This window comes from Xanthomonas sp. LMC-A-07, from assembly GCF_030208825.1.
Classification (GTDB): Bacteria; Pseudomonadota; Gammaproteobacteria; order Xanthomonadales; family Xanthomonadaceae; genus Xanthomonas; species Xanthomonas campestris.
Window position 1 is genome coordinate 40606 of record NZ_JARVTF010000001.1, and the last position, 20505, is coordinate 61110.

Sequence of the window (20505 nt, forward strand, 5' to 3'; positions counted from 1 at the left end):
GGTTTTGCGCATGCACGCCACCAACCACGCTTCGCATTGCCCGCGCACCCCGCGCGCCCTCCCGCTGCGGCATTGCCCGCTGGCGCTCGCGCTGGCTGCCTGCCTGACCGCCGGCGTGCCGACTGCGGTGATGGCGCAAGTCAGCGCCACGCAACTGCCCACCGGCGGCAGCATCGTCGGCGGCACCGGCAGCATCAATGCGGCCAGCGGGGGCAGCCAGTCCATCACCCAGACCTCCAACCGCATGGCGCTGACGTGGTCTGCGTTCGACATCGGCTCATCGGCTACGGTGACCTTCAACCAGCCGTCCAGCAACGCGGCGGTGCTCAACCTGATCCAGGGCGGCAATCCCACGCAGATCTTCGGCAATCTCAACGCCAACGGTCAGGTGTTTTTGATCAACACCAACGGCATGATCTTCGGCAGTACCGCGCAGATCAATGTCGGCGGTCTGGTGGCCAGCACCTTGGGCACCACCGCTTCTGACTTCATGACCGGCAACGATGTGCTCGATGCCGGCGGCAATACGGTCGCGCTGATGTCCAACAGCGGCACCATCAACGCGGCCGCCGGGGCGGTCGACCTGATCGGCGGCAAGGTGGTCAACCACGGCACCATCACCGCCAGCGCCGGCAACATCAATTTGGTCGGCGCCGACAAGGTCACCCTCACCTTCGAAAGCGGTGGCTTCGGCGTCGTTGTGGACAAAGCCTTGCCGCTGCAGCTGGACAGCGTGGCAGTAGAAAACACTGGCACCCTCAGCGCGCCCGGCGGCACCATCACGCTGCAGGCGCGCGCGGCACAAGGCCTGTTCGACCAGCTGATCAACAACAGCGGCATCATCCGCGCGGCGGCGATTTCCGGCGTCGACGGCAGCGTCTCGCTGATCGCCAACGGCGGCGGAAACGTCGGCATCGCCGGCAGCGGCAGCATCGACGTGGGTAGCGGCGCGATCAGCATCAGCACCGACCGCAGCGTGCAGCAGAGCGGCGTCTACACTGCGGGCGCCCTGGGCGGCAGCATCGGCGGCAGCGCGAGTTTCAGCGGCAGCAACCGCATCGCCACACTCGGCATGCTGGACGTGGGTGGCACCCTGAGCTTGACCAATGCCAACGGCCTGACCCAGACCGCTGCGCTGACCGTTGGCGGAGACAGTAATTTTTCCCTGGCCGGCAATGCGCTGACGCTGAACAACGCGGCCAATACGTTTGGCGGGACCTTCAGCGCCACCGGCGGCAATGTCGCAGTCAACGCCGCGGGTGCCTTGACGATCGGCAGCCTGAGCCAGTCCAGCAACAGTGCGCTGTCCTTGAACGCCGGCGGCCGGCTGACGTTGCCGACCACCGCCATCAACACCGGCAGCGCCGACCTCGCCTTGCGTAGCGGAGACAGTTTGAGCACCGCTGCGGCGCTGTCCGGCAGCAACGTCAGCTTGACCGGCACCAACGGCATTTCCCTGGCCCACGCCGTCACCGCGACCGGCACGCTGGCCTTGACCAGCAGCACGGGTGCGATCGACCAAACCGCCGGCGCGCTCACGGTGACCGGCACCAGCACGATCGACGCAGGTGCCGGTGCCATCAACCTCGCCGGCGCCAACAATGATTTTGGTCAGGCCATCAGCCTGACCGGCGCGGGCGTGCGCGTGGTCGATCGCACGACCTTGCAGGTTGCGTCGTTGACCTCGGCCGGCAATACCGGCATCGATCTGCAGGCTGGTGGCAGCCTGATCCTGCCTGTGCAGTCGTTCGACACCGGCAGCGCCGATCTGAATCTGGTGTCCGGCGGCGGCACGTTGAGTACACGCGCAGAGCTACGCGGACGGAATGTCAGCCTGAGCGCACGCGATGGCATCACGCTCAACCACGACATCACCAGCACCGGGACGCTGCTGCTGAGCAGTAGCGCCGGCAACATCAACCAGACCGGCGGCTTATTGGACAGTGGCGGCACCGCCACGGCCATGGCCGGCGGCACGCTTAACCTCGGGCGCGCCGGCAACGAATTCCGCGACAGCGTCAGCGTGAGCGGAACCGGTATCACCGTGGTCGATCAAACCGATCTGGTGGTGTCCTCGCTGACCAGTGGTGCGAACGGCGCCGTTTCGCTCACCGCCGGCAATGCATTGACCCTGCCCACGCAGGCGATCAACACCGGCAGCGCCGATCTCACGCTACGTGCCAACGGCGGCGTGCTGACCAGCAATGGCGCACTCACCGGCAACAACGTGCTGCTCTCCGGGCGCGACGGCATCAGCCTGAGCGGCAACCTCACCAGTGCCGGCACGCTGGAACTGACCAGCAGCAGTGGCGCGATCGTCCAGGATGCGGGCGCCATCGATGCCACCGGTGCGGCCACCGTCGATGCCGCTAGCGGCATTGCCTTGAACGCAGCCGGCAATGATTTCCGCAGCACGCTCAGCCTCAGCGGGAACGGCATCAGCGTCGTCGATCAAAACGATCTCACCGTGAGCGCACTCACCAACGGAAGCAACAACGCGCTCTCGTTGCAGGCCGGTGGCGCGCTGACCCTGCCGCTGGCCGACATCGACACCGGCACCGCCAACCTCACCCTGCGTAGCGGCACCCGCCTGACCACCTCCGGTGTCCTGGCCGGCAACAACATCAGCCTGACCGGGATCAACGGCATCACCCTGGGTGGCAACGTCACCACCCCCGGGACGCTCGCACTGACCAGCAGCACCGGTGACATCACCCAGAGCAGCGGCCTACTCGACGTCAGCGGCGCGGCCACCATCAACGCTGGCACCGGCGCGGTGACGCTGGCCAACGCCAACAACGACTTCCGCAGCGGCATCAGCCTGACCGGCACCGGCATCACCGTGGTCGACCGCAATGATCTGACCGTGTCGGCATTGAACAGCGGCAGCAATGGCGCGGTCTCGCTTACCGCCGGCGGCGCACTAACGCTGCCCGCGCAGGTCATCGACACCGGCAGCGCCGACCTCACCCTGCGCGCCAACGGCGGTGCACTCACCACCGGCGCGCTGGCCGGCCGCAATCTCACGCTGACCGGCCGCGATGGCGTGACCTTCGCGCAGGACGTGACCAGCACCGGCACGCTTGCGGTAACCACCACCAACGCCGCCATCCTCCAGAACGGCGGCGTATTCGACATCGGCGGTGCGACCACGCTCAACGCCGGCACCGGCGCGATCGCACTGGGCTCGGCCGGCAACGACTTCCGCAGCGCGGTCAACCTCACCGGCACCGGCATCACCGTGGTCGATCAAAACAATCTCACCGTCTCGGCGCTCAGCAGCGGCAGCAATGCAGCAGTCTCACTCACCGCCGGCGGCGCATTGGTGCTGCCCGCGCAAGCCTTCAACACCGGCAGCGCGGATCTGACCCTGATCGCCAACGGCGGTACGCTGAGCACGGCGGGCACGCTCAGCGGTCGCAACATCACGCTGCGCGGACGCGACGGCCTCACCCTGGCGCATGACGTCACCACCAGCGGCAACTTGCAGCTGGGCAGCGATGTAGCCATTTCCCAGACCGCCGGCACGCTGGATGTCACCGGCGTCGCGCTGGCCAATGCTGGTGGTGGCACCCTAAGCCTGAGCAGTGCCAACAACGACTTCCGCAGCGGCATCAGCCTGACCGGCACCGGCATCACCGTGGTCGACCGCAACGACCTCGTGGTCACCGCACTCAACAGCGGCAGCAATGGCGCCGTCTCGCTCACCGCCGGTGGCGCACTAACGCTACCGGCGCAGATCATCGACACCGGCAGCGCCGACCTCACCCTGCGGGCCAACGGCGGTGCACTCACCACCGGCGCGCTGGCCGGCCGCAATCTCACGCTGACCGGCCGCGATGGCGTGACCTTCGCGCAGGACGTGACCAGCACCGGCACGCTTGCGGTGACGACCACCAATGCCGCCATCCTCCAGAACGGCGGCGTATTCGACATCGGCGGCACGGCCACGCTCAACGCCGGCACCGGCGCGATCACGCTGGACTCGGCCGGCAATGACTTCCGCAGCGGCATCAACCTCACCGGCACCGGCATCACCGTCACCGACCGCAGCGACCTGGTGGTGTCCTCACTCAGCAGCGGCAGCAATGCTGCGATCTCGCTGACCGCCGGTGGCGCACTGGTGCTGCCGACGCAGGCACTGGAGACCGGCAGTGCCGACCTCACCCTCGTCGCCAACGGCGGCGCCCTGGCCACCGGCGGTGACCTGAGCGGTGCCAACGTCCGCCTGACCGCGCGCGACGGTCTGGTGCTTGGGCACGCTGTGCGCAGCACCGGCGCCTTCAGCATGCAGACTACCAACGCCAACATCACCCAGAGCGCTGGCGCAATCACTGCAGCAGGCAACACAACGATCAATGCCGGCAGCGGCGCCATCAGCCTGACCAGCGCCAGTAACGACTTTGTCGGCCCGCTCAACCTGAGCGGCGGCGCCACGCAGGTCCGCGACAGCAACACCCTCACCCTGGGCACGCTCTCCACCGATGCACTCACCGCCACCAGCGCGGGCGCCTTGAACCTGGGCAGCGGCAGCGTGCGCGGTGCACTCACCGCGACCAGCGGCAATGCGGCGATCACCCAGGGCGGTGCGTTGTCGGTGTTTGGTGCAGCCACGTTGACTGCAGGCAGCGGCGATATCGTGCTGACCGACGCCAACAATGATTTCGGCGGCACGGTCGCGCTGAGTGGCCATGCCGTCGTGTTGCAGGATCGCAACGATCTGAGCGTTGCTGCGCTGCAGAGTGGTGCCAACGCCGCGGTGTCGCTGGTTGCCGGCGGCGGCCTGAACCTGCCTGTCAGCCAGATCGACACCGGCACCGCCGCGCTGACACTGGCGGCCAACGGCGGCGTGCTGGCAGCGGCAGGTCCGTTGCGCGGTGGCGCCGTGCAATTGACCGGTGCCAACGGCATTGCGCTGAGCAACACGCTGACCGCCGGCACGCTGACCTTGACCAGCACCAATGCGGCGATCACCCAGTCCGGTGGTGCAGTGCAGGTGGCGGGCAACACGGCGGTCGATGCCGGCAGCGGCGCGATAACGCTGGATGCCGCAGGCAATGATTTCCAGGGCGTGCTCGCGCTGCGCGGTGGCGCCACCACCGTGCGCGACAGCAATGCCCTGAGCCTGGGGACGCTGGACACCGGCAGCTTGCAGGTCACCAGCACCGGCGCGATGAACCTCGGCGTGGGCCTGATCAACGGCGATCTGGTCGCCAACACCAATGGCGGTGTGGTCACCCAGAGTGGTGCGCTCACCATCACCGGCAGCACCCGCATCAACAGCAGCGGCGCCGGCATCACCCTGGACAATGCAGGCAACGACTTCCAGTCCGCGGTGTCGCTCTCCGGTGGCGACAGCCGCCTGCGCGACCGCAACGCGCTGGCCTTGGGAACGCTGGACGTCGGCGCGCTGGATGTCGCCAGCACGGGTGGCCTGGACCTGGGGCAGGGCCGCATTGGCGGCACGCTGATTGCGCGCACGCAAGGCGGCAGCAACGCGGCCGGCACTGGATTTGTGGCAGCGGCGGTCACGCCGTTGGCGACCGGTGGCGCCATCACCCAACAAGGCGCATTGACCGTAGCCGGCACCAGCGTGCTGGACGCCGGCAGTGGCGCCATCGTGCTGACCGACGCCAACAACGACTTCCAGGGCAACGTGCAGGCCACCGGCGGCAGCATCGCCATCGCTGATCGCGACGCGCTGGCGGTCACCGCCCAGGCCACCGACGCACTCAACCTGCAGGCCGGTACCCAGCTCGCCAGCACCGGCACACTCAGCGGTGGGAGCATCGCTCTGAGCGGCGGCAGCGGCGTCGTGCTCGGGCACGACATCAACAGTGCCGGCAGCGTCGCGTTGCGCAGCGGCGGGGCCATCACCCAGACCGGCGGCAGCCTCACGGCTGGCCGCCTGAGCGGCAGCGCTGCGGGGGCGGTCACGCTGACCGGCGCCAACAACGCCATCGCCGCACTGGGTGATTTCAGCGCGCAGGGCCTGGATGTGGTCAGCAACCGCACGTTGCTGGTGAATGGCCGCGTCGATGGCGGTGCCTCGCTGCGCCTGCGCAGCGGCGGCGAACTGCTGCTGGAGGGTCAGCTCAGCGGCGCCAGCAGCTGGCTGCAGGCGGTGGCTGGCATTCGCCAGCGTGCCGGCAGCTGGATCGAGGCGGGCCTGCTCAGTGGCAGCGCCGGTGGCGCGGTGGTGCTGGGCGATGCCGCCAGCTTCATCGACAACCGCATCGGCCGCCTGGGCAACTTCACCGCCGGCAGCGGCTTCAGCCTGACCAACGCCGGCAACCTGCTGCTGGTGCTGGCGAACGGCAGCAGCTACAGCGTGGATGCCGGCAACAGCCCGTTGTTCCTGTCGGTACGCGGCGACCTGCTGCAGGACGGCCGCGCGACGCTGCGCAACGGCACCGGCACCTATGCGGCCACCGGCCGGATCGGCACCCAGGACAACCCCCTGTACGTGATCGGCAGCGGCACCCAGACCATCAGCGCGGTCGGCGCGCCGCCGGCCTACTTCAATGCCACCACCGCCGATGGCGGGCTGCTCGACCTGGCCGGCACCTCCGGCTTCAACGTGCCGACTTCGGCCTTCGCGGCGCGGGCGCAGAGTTCGGCCAGCCGCGTGGTGGCCTTTGTCGATCTCTCCGCCAGCGGCACGCCATACCGCGCGTTCGGCCTGGTGCGCCCGGGCCTGCGTCTGCCCGACGACCAGCAACCGGTTTGCGATGCCGGCGACCCGGACGCGGTCTGCAGCCCCCCGTGATGTCCCGCCGCCGCCCGTGCGCGGCGGCTCTTCGATGGAGCCTGTGCCATGCAAGACGACAGTGCGCTGGACCCCCTGCTGGCACCGGTTGGCGATGACGCGCCGGCCGGCCCGGACCTGGAGTACGACCCGGATTTCCTGCGCCTGGAGCGCGAATCGGCCATCCGCCCGGAACGCACGCTCGGCGACAGCGTGATCGCCGCCGAGGAGCCGGATTGGGAAAAAGTGCAGACGCTGGCGCTGGAGTTGAGCCGGCGCAGCCGCGACCTGCGCATCGCCAGCAAGCTCGGCGCCGCCTGGCTACGGCTGCGCGGCCTGCCCGGCTGGGCAGACGCCCTGGCGCTGATCCACGGCCTGCTCGGCCAGCACTGGGACAGCGTGCACCCGCAACTGGATGCCGACGACGACAACGACCCCACCGCGCGGGTCAACGCGCTGGTGGGCCTGAGCGACCCAATGGGCCTGCTCGGCGCATTGCGCACCACTGCGTTCGTGCAGTCGCCGCGGCTGGGCCGCTTCAGCCTGCGTGACCTGCGCGCTGCCAACGGCAGCCTCAAGCTGGCCGAAGGGCAGGCCGTGCCCAGCCTGGCCGAGATCGAAGCCTGCTGCCTGGATTGCCCGCTCGACACGCTGGCGGCCTCGGCCAAGGCGATTACCGACGCCGCCGCCACCGCACGGGCGATCGATGCCTTGCTCACCGAACAGCTCGGCACCGCCGCGCCGGACCTGCGTCCGCTGCTGGCCGACCTGCGCGATCTGGAGCGCTTCGTGCTGCCGCACTGGCAGGCGCGCCAGGGCATGGGAGAGGCCGCCGACGCCACCGAGCATTCAGGCGATGACACTGCCACCGCTGCGGGCAGCCCGGCGCGTCGCACTGGGGAAATCGCCGGCCCGGACGATGTCATGCGGCGGCTGGAGGAGATCTGCGCCTATTACGCCCGCAACGAACCGTCCAGCCCGGTGCCGATGTTGTTGCGGCGCGCGCAGCGACTGGTTGGCTGCGACTTCCTGGCGCTGATGAAGGAACTGGCGCCAGGCGGGATCGATGAACTGCAACGCGTCACCGGCCCGCTGGAGAACAGCTGAGCAATATGCTCACCACTGTCGGCTGCCGCAGGGCACAGTAGCGGCGCTACCAGCCGCTCGCCGGGCGCTGCAGGATTGCCGGACCCGCTCGCCCAGCATGCCTGCTTCAGTGCTTCGTCGCACCGAAACCTGCGGGCCCGTTTGGCCCGCAGCTGCTAAACCGTTTGACGCCATCAGGACGCACCAAACAAGCACCGGGCGACGCAATCGCTGAGCTCTTCGCCTAGCGAATCCCCAATCCCGAATCCCGAATCACCGCTCCTCAATCACCGCTCCCCAATCACCAGCTATACAACTGCCAATACGTCTTGTTGACCTTGTCACGTTCGGCGTCGGTATGGCCGTCATGGTCACGGTCGTAGAGGAAGTACGGCGCGCCACGTGCGGGGGTCACGCGCACCATTTCCAGCTGCCCGTTGACGCGGTATTCGTCGACCTTGTCGCCGTTGCCCATGGTCTTGCTGGTGACATCCGCATTGGCCGGCACATCGCCGCCGCCGCCGGTGGTGGCGCAGCCGCCGAGCAGCAGCAGCGGCAACAGCAAAAGACTTGCTCTCTTCATCGTGATGGTCCGTGTGAGGTCGTCACCGAGTATGCGCTGGCCGGGTGTGGCGTGGGCGTGCAGCGTAGAATTACGGCATGAGCAGATTAGTCCTGATCGACGGGTCCAGTTACCTGTATCGCGCGTTCCACGCGCTTCCGCCGCTGACCAATGCCCAGGGCGAGCCCACCGGTGCGTTGTTCGGCGTGGTCAACATGCTGCGTGCGACCTTGAAGGAACGCCCGGCCTATGTGGCGTTCGTGGTGGATGCGCCCGGCAAGACATTTCGTGATGACTTGTATGCCGACTACAAGGCCAACCGCCCGTCGATGCCCGACGACTTGCGTGCGCAGGTGCAGCCGATGTGCGACATCGTGCATGCGCTGGGCATCGACATCCTGCGCATCGACGGCGTGGAAGCGGATGACGTGATCGGCACGCTGGCGCTGCAAGGTGCCAGCGATGGCTTGAGCGTCACCATCTCCACCGGCGACAAGGACTTTGCCCAGCTGGTCCGCCCGGGCATCGAACTGGTCAACACCATGAGCGGCAGCCGCATGGATTCGGACGAGGCGGTGATCGCCAAGTTCGGCGTGCGCCCCGACCAGATCGTCGACCTGCTGGCGCTGATGGGCGACACCGTGGACAACGTGCCCGGCGTGGAGAAGTGCGGCCCCAAGACTGCCGCCAAATGGCTGGCCGAATACGACTCGCTCGATGGGGTGATCGCCAACGCCGGCAAGATCAAGGGCAAGATCGGCGACAACCTGCGCGCCGCATTGCCACGGCTGCCGCTCAACCGCGAACTGGTCACCATCAAGACCGACGTGACCCTGGCCAGCGGCCCGCGCGCGCTGGACCTGCGCGAGCCCAACGCCGAAACGCTGGCGGTGCTGTACGCACGCTACGGCTTCACCCAGGCACTGCGCGAACTCGGCGGTGCAGCCGCCCAGGCCGGCCTGCTGACCGAACCGATGCCGTTGGGAGCCGCCGCCGCCAGCGCCCGCACCGAACCCGGCCGCGCGCGCGGCACCGGCTTCGTGTCCGGCCCGGTCAGCGCCCCGATGGAAGTGGACCCCGCGCTGTCGGCGCCCGGCCAGTACGAGACCATCCTGACCCAGGAACAGCTCGACAGCTGGATCGCGCGCCTGCGCGCCGCCGGCCAGTTCGCCTTCGATACCGAAACAGACAGCCTGGACCCGCTGCAGGCCGACCTGATCGGCCTGAGCGTGGCCGCCGAGCCCGGCCAGGCGGCGTATCTGCCGTTCGGCCACAACTTCCCCGGCGCCCCGGCCCAGCTCGACCGTGCCCAGGCGCTGGCGCAGCTGGCGCCGCTGCTCACCGACCCTGCGGTGCGCAAGCTCGGCCAGCACGGCAAGTACGACCTGCACGTGATGCGCCGCCACGGCATCGCCCTGGCCGGCTACAGCGACGACACCCTGCTGGAGAGCTTCGTGCTCAATTCCGGCAGCGCCCGCCACGACATGGACAGCCTGGCCAAGCGCTACCTGGGCTACGACACGGTCAAGTACGAGGACGTCTGCGGCAAGGGCGCCAAGCAGATCCCGTTCGCCCAGATCAGCCTGGACGACGCCACCCGCTACGCCGCCGAAGATGCCGACATCACCCTGCGCCTGCACCAGGTGCTCGGCCCCAGGCTGGCCGCCGAGCCGGGCCTGGAGCAGGTCTACCGCGACATCGAGATGCCGCTGGTGGAAGTGCTGGCGCGCATCGAAGCCAACGGCGTGTGCGTGGACGCGGCCGAACTGCGCCGCCAGAGCGCGGACCTGTCCAAGCGCATGCTCGCCGCCCAGCAGAAGGCCACCGAGCTGGCCGGGCGCAGCTTCAACCTGGATTCGCCCAAGCAGCTGCAGGCGCTGCTGTTCGACGAGCTCAAGCTGCCCGCCGTGGTCAAGACGCCCAAGGGCCAGCCTTCGACCAACGAAGAGGCGCTGGAAGCCATCGCCGACCAGCACGAGCTGCCGCGGGTGATCCTGGAATACCGCGGCCTGACCAAGCTGCGCAGCACCTACACCGACAAGCTGCCGGAGATGATCCACCCGCAGTCCGGGCGCGTGCACACCAGCTACCACCAGGCCGGCGCGGCCACCGGGCGGCTGTCCTCGTCCGATCCCAACCTGCAGAACATCCCGATCCGCACCGAAGACGGCCGCCGCATCCGCCGCGCCTTCGTCGCCCCGGCCGGGCGCAAGCTGATCGCCTGCGATTACTCGCAGATCGAACTGCGCATCATGGCCCACCTGTCCGGCGATCCCGGCCTGGTCGGTGCGTTCGAGTCCGGCGCCGACGTGCACCGCGCCACCGCCGCCGAGGTGTTCGGCCGCACCATCGACACCGTCAGCGCTGACGAGCGCCGCGCCGCCAAGGCGATCAACTTCGGCCTGATGTACGGCATGAGCGCGTTTGGTCTTGCCCGCCAGCTCGGCATCGGCCGTGGCGAGGCGCAGGATTACATCGCGCTGTACTTTAGCCGTTACCCGGGCGTGCGCGATTTCATGGAAACCACTCGCCAGCAGGCCCGCGACAAGGGCTACGTGGAAACCGTGTTCGGCCGCCGGCTGTATCTGGACTTCATCAACGCCGGCAGCCAGGGCCAACGCGCCGGCGCCGAGCGCGCGGCCATCAACGCGCCGATGCAGGGCACCGCCGCCGACATCATCAAGCGCGCCATGGTCAGCGTGGATGGCTGGATTGCCGATCACGCGCAGCGCGCCCTGATGATCCTGCAGGTGCACGACGAACTGGTGTTCGAGGCCGACGCCGACTTCGTCGACACGCTGCTGGCCGAGGTCACCGCGCGCATGTCCGCGGCCGCCAGCCTGCGCGTGCCGCTGGTGGTCGATTCTGGCGTGGGCGATAACTGGGACGAGGCGCATTGATGGTGCAGCGCATGCCTCGTATGCTGAATACGCAGATCAGAATATTCAGAAACTCGCACCGCGCCGCAGCACTGAATAACCGCTAAATTCTACAAATTCTTAACGGCGATCTTCACGATCCATCAATGTAGAAAATGGTGTTATATCCCTCGACGGGCGCAACGCCTGTCGGCAGATCTCTCCCATCCCCTGGAGCAGATCTCGGAGCGGAAACTCCTCCCCAAGTTTCCGTTCCCTGGCCCCGCCGACCTCCCCCTGGTCTGCGGGGCTTTTTATTGCCTGCGATTTCTCACGCAGGCCATGTATGCCGCAGTGCTACAGCGGTGAATCGGCCTCGGGCCTACAGCGTAGCGGCGGTGGCGGATGGCACTCTTCGGCGCTTTTAGTGAGCGTGCTGAGAGCCACAGTGCACGCGTCACTGCGTGCAGCGCAACATAACCAGTTCATCGAATGACGGGGCGACCTGGTTTCGTCCGCAATCACAAATTTAAATAGGGCCGATTTAATCCGTGAATCAACACTGTGTTTCATCGGTGACGCGTTTGGACATTCAGCCGAGCCAATCGCGCGGAATCAAATAATCAGCCAGACGTGCCTCGGCGCTTCCCGGTTGCGGCTGGAATCCATATTCCCAGCGCACCTGCGGCGGCAGGCTCATCAGGATGCTCTCGGCGCGGCCACCGCTCTGCAGCCCGAACAGGGTGCCGCGGTCGTAGACCAGGTTGAACTCCACGTAGCGGCCACGCCGGTACAGCTGGAAGGCGCGCTCAGCCTCGCCGTAGGGCGTGTCCTTGCGGCGTTCGACGATCGGCAGGTAGGCGTCCAGGAAACCGTCCCCGACCGCGCGCTGGTAGGCGAAGTCGCGTTCGAAGTCCTGGCCCAGGTCGTCGAAGAACAGCCCGCCCACGCCGCGGGTCTCGTTGCGGTGGCGCAGGAAGAAGTACTCGTCGCACCAGCGCTTGTGCGCGGCGTAACGCTCCTCGCCAAACGGCGCGCATAGCGCCTGTGCGGTGCGGTGCCAGTGCATCACGTCTTCGTCGACCGGGTAGAACGGGGTCAGGTCGAAGCCGCCGCCGAACCAGGCCGCCACCATCTCGCCATCGCGCTCGGCGCGGAAGTAGCGCACGTTGGCGTGCGTGGTCGGGATGTGCGGATTGTGCGGGTGGAACACCAGCGACACCCCGCAGGCACGCCAGGTGGCGCCCGCCAGCTCGGGCCGATGCGCGCTGGCCGAGGGCGGCAGCCGCGCGCCGGACACGTCGGAGAAGCCGATGCCGGCCTGTTCGAACACGGCACCGTCGCGCAGGATGCGGGTGCGCCCACCGCCGCCTTCCGCGCGCTGCCACAAGTCCTCGGCAAAGCGCGCCTTGCCATCGATGGCTTCCACGGCGGCGCAGATGCGGTCCTGCAGATCGGTCAGATAGTCACGTACACGGTCGAATTCGTTCATGCCTCGATTCTAAGCGGTGCACCGCGCTGCGTGCATTTCGCACACGCGCCAAGGTGTCGCGGTGCGACGCGGTGGGTCGTCTGGTCGTTCGCATGCAGGGCAGCCAGGTCGTCGCCACAACGCCCGATCCACCGTGGAGGTGCAGTGCCAACTGCGCGCAGGGGCTTGGGCGGCAGGGCGGTCGCGAAAGGCTTTTTCCGGGCTGGATCGACAGCGTGCCTCGCAGGCGGCGCGGGCGCCACGCACGCGAGGTCTCTTCGATTGAAGACAACCGCTCCCAGCCATGATTCCAGGCGAACGATCAGCCCCGTGGCGAGGCCGCAAACTCCGCGCGTACCGCAGGCGCGCACAGCCGCCACGCCAGGGCGCACTGAAACAGCGCGATCACCAGCGCACCGAGGCCGGTGAGCAGCAGCGCCATCAGCCGCGTGGTCTGCAGGCGCGCCTGCATCTGCGGCCACTCCGGGCTGTGCAGGATGTCTGCCGGCAGCATCGACTGCAGGCCATCGAACAGCGGCCCGATCAGGGCCAAGCCCCCGAAATTGAGCAGCCCGGTGATCACCAGCACCAGCACGAAGCCGATCCGCGCCCACTCACGCCGCTGCAGCAAGGCCCAGCTCATCCAGGCGAAGGCCACCGACAGCACCACGCCCAGCACCGACAGGCTCACCGCATGGTCGATCAGCCATTGCCAGGAGGCGGGCATGCGCATTCCCGGGGGCAGTGGCAGCGCGGTGGAGCCGGGAACCAGCACGATCAGCAGGATCTGCAGCAGGTTGGTCAGCGCGCTGGCCACGCCCAGCAGCAGCGACACCCACGCCATTGGCGTGACGAACCCGCCGCGCGTTGCCGGTGCCAGCGTGCGGTTCATTGCAGTGAGGCGACGTGCGCGGCCACTGCCGCCTGGCCCGGTGCATCCAGCGCCGGCTGCATCTGCAGATACCAGTCGGCCAGCGCATCGGCGGGCAGGCAGACGCGCAACAGTGGTGTGCTGCGCTCCAGAAACGTTTCGAAGAACGGCAGCCCGCGGACGAACAGGAAATGCCCATCGGTGATCGACATGCCGGCATACGCTTCGCGCAGCCATTCCAGGTGCGGCAATGCATGCTCGCCGTGGCCGGCCTGGGTCAGCGCGCTGAGGAAATTGGTACGTGCGGTGGCCGGCGAGGTGGCGCGTTCCTGCTCGTTCAACTGGTCGAACTTCATCAGCCAGGCTTCGCCGCGGTCGATCTCGTTGCACATCACCGAGGTGGTGGCCAGTTGCAGCGCGTTGTGCGCGCTCTGCTCCACCTCGAACAACGCCAGCCAATGCGGAAACGCTTCGTGGTACCGACCCAGGGCGCTCAGCGAGATCGCGCACAGGCGGTGCGCATCGGCACCGACGTCCAGATGCGCCACTGCGGCGTTGTACGCACCGACGTGATCGCCCTGCTGGAACAGCGCCAGCGCGGGCTGCAGCTGTGGATCGATGTCGGCAGCGGCGTCTACATCCGCGGCAGCGGCGGGCGCGGCTTGCGCTGCAGCGGGCGGCGGTGTCGCCGGGGTCTTGCGTCCAAACAAACGGTCCCACAGGCCCATCGCGATTCCTTCTACGCGCCGATTGAGGAGTGGATGGCGCCGCCGCACGGCCGGTGGCGCACCGGTCAGGCAGCGGACCGGCGCACGGGGCGCATACACGCACGCCTGCTGCCGATCCTGCACCAAGCTTAAGGCGTGACACGTAGGGTGGGGTGAGTGCGTTACAGCGTCACTGCCGTGCGCGCACACGTGGTCGGCATACGCTGCTCCGATCATCGGTCGACGCAGCGCTGGCAGCCGATCTCGCGTGTTCCCCTTAGCCGCAGCATCCCATCGTAGGAGCGCACTTGGGCGCCATGAGGCGTTACCGGGAAGTCCCGTCGCGCCCAGGTGCGCTCCTAACTTAGCAATCGGATCATTCGGACACTGGCAAGTACGCCGGTGCCGATAGGCCGCCACACATGCAATTACCCAAAATCACGCGCGCTGGCGGTCGTACCTGCATAACATCACCAGCGTGGAGGGCGGCGAACGCAATGCCGGCATTACCTCCACGCCATGGCGATGCACGACGCATCGCCCTGGCAAGACCGCTGCCGTTACGGCTTCACCTGTTCGTTGAACAGCTTGAGGATGCGCTTGTACTCATCCAGCCACGAATCAGCCCGCGTGAAGCCGTGGCGCTCCAGCGGATACGGCGCCACCTGCCAGTTGTCCTTGTGCAGCTCGACCAGCTTCTGGGTCATGTCGACCGAGTCCTTGAAGAACACGTTGTCGTCGATCATGCCGTGCGCAATCAACAGATGGTCGCGCAAGCCGTCGGCATAGTTGATCGGCGAGGAGGTCTTGTAGGCCTGCGGGTCGAGGTCGGGGGTGTTGAGGATGTTGGAGGTGTACTCGTGGTTGTACTGCATCCAGTCGCCGACCGGCCGCAGCGCGGCGCCGGCCTTGAACGTGCCCGGGCTGCGGAACAGCGCCATGTAGGTCATGAAACCGCCGTAGGAGCCGCCGTAGATGCCCGCACGCGCGCGATCGCCCTGCTTGGTGTCGACCAGCCACTGCAGGCCGTCCAGATAGTCTTCCAGTTCCGGATGGCCCATGTTGCGATAGATCGCGGTGCGCCAGTCGCGCCCGTAACCTTCGGAGGCGCGGTAGTCCAGATCCAGCACGATGTAGCCCTGCTGCACCAGCAGGTTATGGAACATCTGCTCGCGGAAATACGGCGTGTAGCGCGCCGACACGTTCTGCAGGTAGCCGGCGCCGTGCACGAACATCACGATCGGGTACTGCTTGCCGGGCTCGGGATGCTGCGGGCCGTAGTACTTGCCCCACACCGTTCCGGCGCCGTGCGTTGAAGGCACCTGCACGTATTGCGGCGCAATCCACGGCTGCGCCTTGAATGCAGGGGTGCGCGTGTCGGTGAGCACCGTGGCCTGGCCGCCAGCGGCCGGCACCACCGCCAGCTGCGGGGGCAGGTAGCTGCCGGAATAGCGCACCAGCACCTGCTGGCCGTTCGGCGACAGGCTGAAATCTTCCACGCCGTCGAGCGCGGTGACTTCGCTGAGCTGATCGGTGCGCAGATCCAGCTTGCACACCTCGTAATCGCCCGGCCATTTCCGGTTGCACAGGAAGAACATCCCGCTGCCATCGGCGCTGGGCACCGGTGCGGACACTTCGAACGTGCCGCGGGTGCGCTGGCGTGGCTTGCCATTGCCTTCCACCGTGTACAGCTGCGAATAGCCGGATTCTTCCGACAGCAGCCACAGCGTGCGGTTGTCCGGCAGCCAGCCGAATTCGTTGAAGCCCCAGTTGATCCAGGCGCTGTCGCTCAGGCGATGGCGCGGCTGCAGCTTGGCATCGTCCAGATCCACGCTGGCGATCCAGCGGTCCTTGTTGTCCACGGCGCGGATTTCCACCGCCACGTTGCGTCCGTCATCGCTCCAGTGCACGGCCGGGCCGCTGCCATCGCCGTCGCTTTCCACGCGCACGGCACGGTTGCCCTTGAGCGGATCTTTCTTGGCCGCCTTGCGCAGCGCGGCCAGCGGGTCGGTGGCGATGCCGGGCAACGGGTCGAACGACAGCGCTCTGGCACTGCCGGCAGCCACGTCCACCAGCCACAGCGCGTGCGCCACCGGGGCATTGCGGCCAACGCGGGTGCGGACTTCCTGGAATTCCTCGTAGCCGGATTCGGTGACGTACTTGGGCATCTTGCCGTCCTGGCCCTCGTCGGCGCCCTTGGCCTGGGTGACCACCAGCAGATGGCGTCCATCCGGCGACAGCGCGCTGTCGACGATCTCCACCTCATCGCCCAGATACACCGGTGCCGGTGCGCGCGTGCTGTCGGCGCGGCGCCAGGCATCGTCCTGGGTGCGCAACGCCTCGCGTTGCTCGCGGTCGCGGCGCAAGGTGGCCAGGGTGGCCAGTTGCTGCTCGCGCAGCACATCGGCCTTGGGCGCGGCGTTGGGATCGCGCTCGGCCTTCACCACTGCCACCTGCGCGGTACCGCCATCGGCACGCCAGTGGTACCAGTTGTTGCCGGCGCGCCAGATCGCACCGCCATCGCTGGCGAATTGCGGGCGCGATTCGACCTCGTTGCTGCGGGTCAGCTGGGTCAGCGCCCCGGAGCGCAGATCGCGCAGGAAGATGTCACCGTTGCGCGCAAACAGCATGCGTTGCCGGCCGGCGTCGTAGCTCGGGTTGGCGGCATCCAGCCCCGCACGCGCGGTGTCGGCCACACGCTCGGCGGCGGCGCCGCCCGCTGCGGGCTGGCGATAGGTATCGCGCACCGGGCTGCCTTCGCGCTTGAGCTGGTACTGCACCTGCTTGCCGTCCCATTGCCACCAGGCCTGCTCGACCGACGGCCCGATCCAGTCCGGGTCGGCCATCACCTGTTCGATGGTGAGCGGTGCGGTGGACTGCGCCTGCGCAGTGGCGGCCAGCAACAGGAGGGACAACGGCAACAGTCTGGGCATCGGGCAGGATCGAAACGCAAGAAGAGCGGGCAAGCCTAGCAGTTCGTTTCCGCACGGGGCTGGGCCACAGGTCATGCGTGATGGCGTCTATACGCGGGTCATCGGTGGCCATTGCTGTAATTGAAGCAGGCTGGACTAGAGCCGCGCTGCGGACTGCGTTGTCGTGCGAGGCGGCCGCGATTGAGCAAGCGCCTGTGCTGGGAATTGTGGCGATCAACCGCGTTTCACGATCGCAGCGTGTTTCGGTGGGCCAGCGGCAGAGCGCTTGCATTGACGCTCATCCGGCGACGAGCGCGCGATCGCTGCACGAATCACGCGTCGGCGATGCGTGCATATTTATGCGGCGCCTATCAGCGCGTGTGCCAAGCGCTCTACGCTTCCCACGCGCGCATTCCGGTGCCACGCCGCCCTGCACACAGCAGCGAAGTAGCGACATTGCCGCGAACACGCGCCGTCATGAGCGCCGACTATCAGCCAATGCCAGGAATGCCCCGACTTGCCAGCAGCGCAGGGGGCCGCCAAGCTAGCGCGCTTTTGCGATCCCCGGTGCCCATGCCCAGTCCGTCCACTCCGCTGTCCCATCCGTTGGCCGTTGGCGAACCCGGCCGGCCGTTGGCGTGGCGCGATGGGCAGGCGGTGGACCTGGCCACCTTCATCGCACACGTGCATGGCCTGGCGCAGTTGCTGCCCGACGGCCGCCACGCAGTGAACCTGTGCGAGGACCGCTATCGCTTCATGGTGGCGTTTTACGCCTGCGCGGTGCGTGGGCAGGTGTCGCTGCTGCCGTCTTCGCGCGCGCCGGCGGTGGTGGGCGAAGTGCAGGCGCGCCACGCCGATGCGTACTGCCTGGGCGATCTGGCGCTGGAACTGGCGCCGCCGCGCTATTGGCAATTGCCGGCGGACTTGCCGCGGCTGGAAGGCCCGGTCCCGATGCTGGCCGACGATGCCCTGGTGGCGATCGGCTTCACCTCCGGCAGCACCGGCGCGCCGCAACCCAATCCCAAGACCTGGGGCAGTTTCCTGACCAGCACGCGGCAGGATCTGGTGGCGTTGCAGAGCCTGTGGGCGCACACCGACGCGGTGCCGCACGTGGTGGCCACCGTGCCGCCGCAACACATGTACGGCATGGAGCTGTCGGTGCTGCTGCCGATGGTCACCGCACTGGCGGTGCATGCCGGCCGTCCGTTCTTCCCCGATGATGTGGCGCGTGCGCTTGCGGAGATTCCCGAGCCGCGCGTGCTGGTGACCACGCCGGTGCATCTGCGCGCGCTGGTCGAATCGGGCGTGCACCTGCCGCCGCTGGTGGGCATCGTCTCGGCCACTGCACCGCTGGCGCAGGAGGTGGCGGCCGCCGCCGAAGCGCGCTTTGGCGGGGAAGTGCGCGAGATGTTCGGTTCCACCGAAACCTGCGTGTTTGCGGTGCGGCGTACCGCCGTGGAAGCTGCCTGGACGCCGCTGCCCGGCGTGCGTCTGGAATCGCAGGCCGCCGGCACCTTGGTGCACGCGCCGCATCTGGCCAGCCCGGTGCTGCTGGCCGACATGATGGACGTGGCCGCCGATGGCCGTTTCCAGGTGCGTGGCCGCCAGGCCGATCTGCTGGAAATCGCCGGCAAACGCGCCTCGCTCGCAGATCTCACCCGCCGCCTGCTCGCCGTGCCGGGCGTGGTCGACGGCACCATCGTGCAACTCGCGCCGGAACACGGCCAATCGGTGGGCCGCATCGCCGCGCTGGTGGTGGCCCCGAGCCTGGACGAGGCACAAATCCTCACCGCCTTGCGCGGCAGCTTCGACCCGGTCTTCCTGCCGCGCCGCCTGCGCAAGCTCGCCGCCCTGCCACGCAATGAAACCGGCAAGCTCCCGCGCGATCTGGTGTTGGGGTTGCTCAAGGGCGAGTGAGGCTGGGTAAGCCCGTCTGCAGCTCGCTCACGCCGGCCGGATGAGCTGATGGCTCACTGGAGGCGCTGGATGCGCGCAGAGTTAGGCCGTGGGGAGCACGTCGGTTGGTGGGTCCGGCTTCGGCCGGTTCGCTGGCATGCATGCGGTCGGCTTCGGGAAGTCGTCATCACCGTTGCTGGGTGCGGTAAGTTCGGCGCTTTGCCCTCGTACGTCATTGCCGCGCTGCGCGTGTTGCATTTGTCTTCGGTGGCAGCCCGCACCGGGGCATCGCTGGGCAAGCTCCATCTGGCAAGCTGTGGCACACTCGGCCCAGGCGGCAGTGCTGGGGAGCATGGTTGCACCATCCAACCTTCGCGACTGCTTACTTCCTTACAACTCATTTCAAGCCGAAGTTGCTTTGCAAGTCGGCTTAATTCAAGTGTTAGGGCTCACAGCAATGTCGACGCCAGACTGGAAAAAGCTAGAACACTTGGCGGCGGAGATTCAACAGAGTCTCTCACCAGCAGGCACTATCCTGCACAACGTTAAAGTGCCGGGACGGAGCTCTGGCACTGATCACCAGATTGATGTGCTCATTCGCGCTCAAGTCGGACAGTTCCCGATCCAGATCGCCATCGAATGCAAGGATCATGGCACCCCGGCGGACGTCAATGTCGTAGGCGAGTTCCAGTCTCTGCTTCAAGACACCCGCATCTCGAAGGGCGTACTTGTCTGCCCAGGCGGTTTCACTAGGCCAGCGCTCCAACTCGCAGCGAGCAACGGAATCGAGACGTATCGGCCAGTCGATACAAACCCACACAAATGGCGTTGCTCAGTGTCGCTACCCACAATCTGCGACTACCGGAGTGTGCAAATCTCTCTGCGCCTATCATTCTCGCTGCCGCTTCCGCTCAAGATTCCATCCAACACTGGTGCGGTGGCGCTCTTGGATAATGGCGGCGTAGCAATCGGCACGATAGCGGAGGTGGCTGCCAGGAACTGGGATCTGGGTAGATTTCCAATGGAGCCGGGCGAGCACGAGGTTCCGGTCTGCGTAGATGATGTGGCGCGAATTGATAATGGCTACGGCCAAGTAGTGCCAATCGAGCTCATGGCGCTACTTCGCGTGTCGAGAAGGCGCTTTTTCGGCCAAATGCCTATAGCCAAAGTCCGGGGCTTCCAGGACGTGCAAACTGGTCACCTAATAACGAACGCGTTCGAACTCGGCGCACTTGATCCGAATGAAGTAGATTCCAACTGGCTTGAGCTAGGAGATGGCGAGCCGCCTACACCAGTAGCGCTCATGGTGCGGGGTCTGTACTGCATGGGCGTGGGTGATTCCTAACATTCATGTATGGACTTCCATTGCAACAGCCGACAGCGTGTCGTTGATG

10 protein-coding genes are annotated in these 20505 nt (G+C 67.1%); 5 read left to right on the forward strand and 5 right to left on the reverse strand.

The window, feature by feature from the left end; genetic code table 11:
• Positions 1-10: 10 nt before the first annotated feature.
• On the forward strand, positions 11-6769 hold the full coding sequence (locus QRM89_RS00165; protein WP_285447010.1) for a filamentous hemagglutinin N-terminal domain-containing protein: 6759 nt from the start codon (positions 11-13) through the stop codon (positions 6767-6769).
• Positions 6770-6817: 48 nt separating this feature from the next.
• Positions 6818-7855 (forward strand): type VI secretion system protein TssA, encoded by a 1038-nt coding sequence (gene tssA, locus QRM89_RS00170; protein WP_285447011.1) that lies wholly within the window; start codon positions 6818-6820, stop codon positions 7853-7855.
• 280 nt (positions 7856-8135) lie between these two features.
• Here tssA and QRM89_RS00175 read toward each other — a convergent pair whose 3' ends face one another.
• Entirely contained in the window at positions 8136-8417 is a 282-nt protein-coding gene (locus QRM89_RS00175; RefSeq protein WP_011039092.1) for a DUF2782 domain-containing protein, read from the reverse strand.
• Positions 8418-8494: 77 nt separating this feature from the next.
• On the opposite strand from QRM89_RS00175, the gene polA reads away from it, so the two are divergent.
• Positions 8495-11296, forward strand: a complete 2802-nt coding sequence (polA, locus tag QRM89_RS00180) for a DNA polymerase I (RefSeq protein ID WP_285447012.1) — start codon at positions 8495-8497, stop codon at positions 11294-11296.
• A 550-nt stretch (positions 11297-11846) separates the two neighbouring features.
• Here the strand turns inward: polA and hemF are convergent.
• The 4 genes from hemF to QRM89_RS00200 all read right to left on the reverse strand — a co-directional run bounded on the left by hemF (position 11847) and on the right by QRM89_RS00200 (position 17236).
• The gene (gene hemF, locus QRM89_RS00185; RefSeq protein ID WP_011039090.1) at positions 11847-12746 is read right to left on the reverse strand and encodes an oxygen-dependent coproporphyrinogen oxidase; all 900 of its coding nucleotides are present in this window, start codon (positions 12744-12746) and stop codon (positions 11847-11849) included.
• Between the two features lie 301 nt (positions 12747-13047).
• Positions 13048-13617: a hypothetical protein gene (locus QRM89_RS00190; RefSeq protein WP_285447013.1), complete on the reverse strand. Its 570-nt coding sequence runs from the start codon at positions 13615-13617 to the stop codon at positions 13048-13050.
• A complete protein-coding gene (locus QRM89_RS00195; RefSeq protein WP_014506145.1) occupies positions 13614-14324 on the reverse strand; it encodes a hypothetical protein in 711 nt (236 codons plus the stop codon). Before QRM89_RS00195 ends, QRM89_RS00190 begins: the two co-directional genes overlap by 4 nt.
• Before the next feature lie 539 nt (positions 14325-14863).
• Complete coding sequence (locus QRM89_RS00200) at positions 14864-17236, reverse strand: S9 family peptidase (protein WP_285447014.1); 2373 nt, start codon at positions 17234-17236, stop codon at positions 14864-14866.
• A gap of 552 nt (positions 17237-17788) precedes the next feature.
• Between QRM89_RS00200 and xanA2 the strand changes: the two genes are divergently transcribed.
• Both xanA2 and QRM89_RS00210 read left to right on the forward strand, forming a co-directional pair.
• Complete coding sequence (xanA2, locus tag QRM89_RS00205; protein WP_285447015.1) at positions 17789-19132, forward strand: xanthomonadin biosynthesis 3-hydroxybenozate--AMP ligase XanA2; 1344 nt, start codon at positions 17789-17791, stop codon at positions 19130-19132.
• 331 nt (positions 19133-19463) lie between these two features.
• Positions 19464-20456, forward strand: coding sequence for a restriction endonuclease (locus QRM89_RS00210; protein ID WP_285447016.1), 993 nt, complete (start codon positions 19464-19466; stop codon positions 20454-20456).
• Positions 20457-20505: the final 49 nt, after the last annotated feature.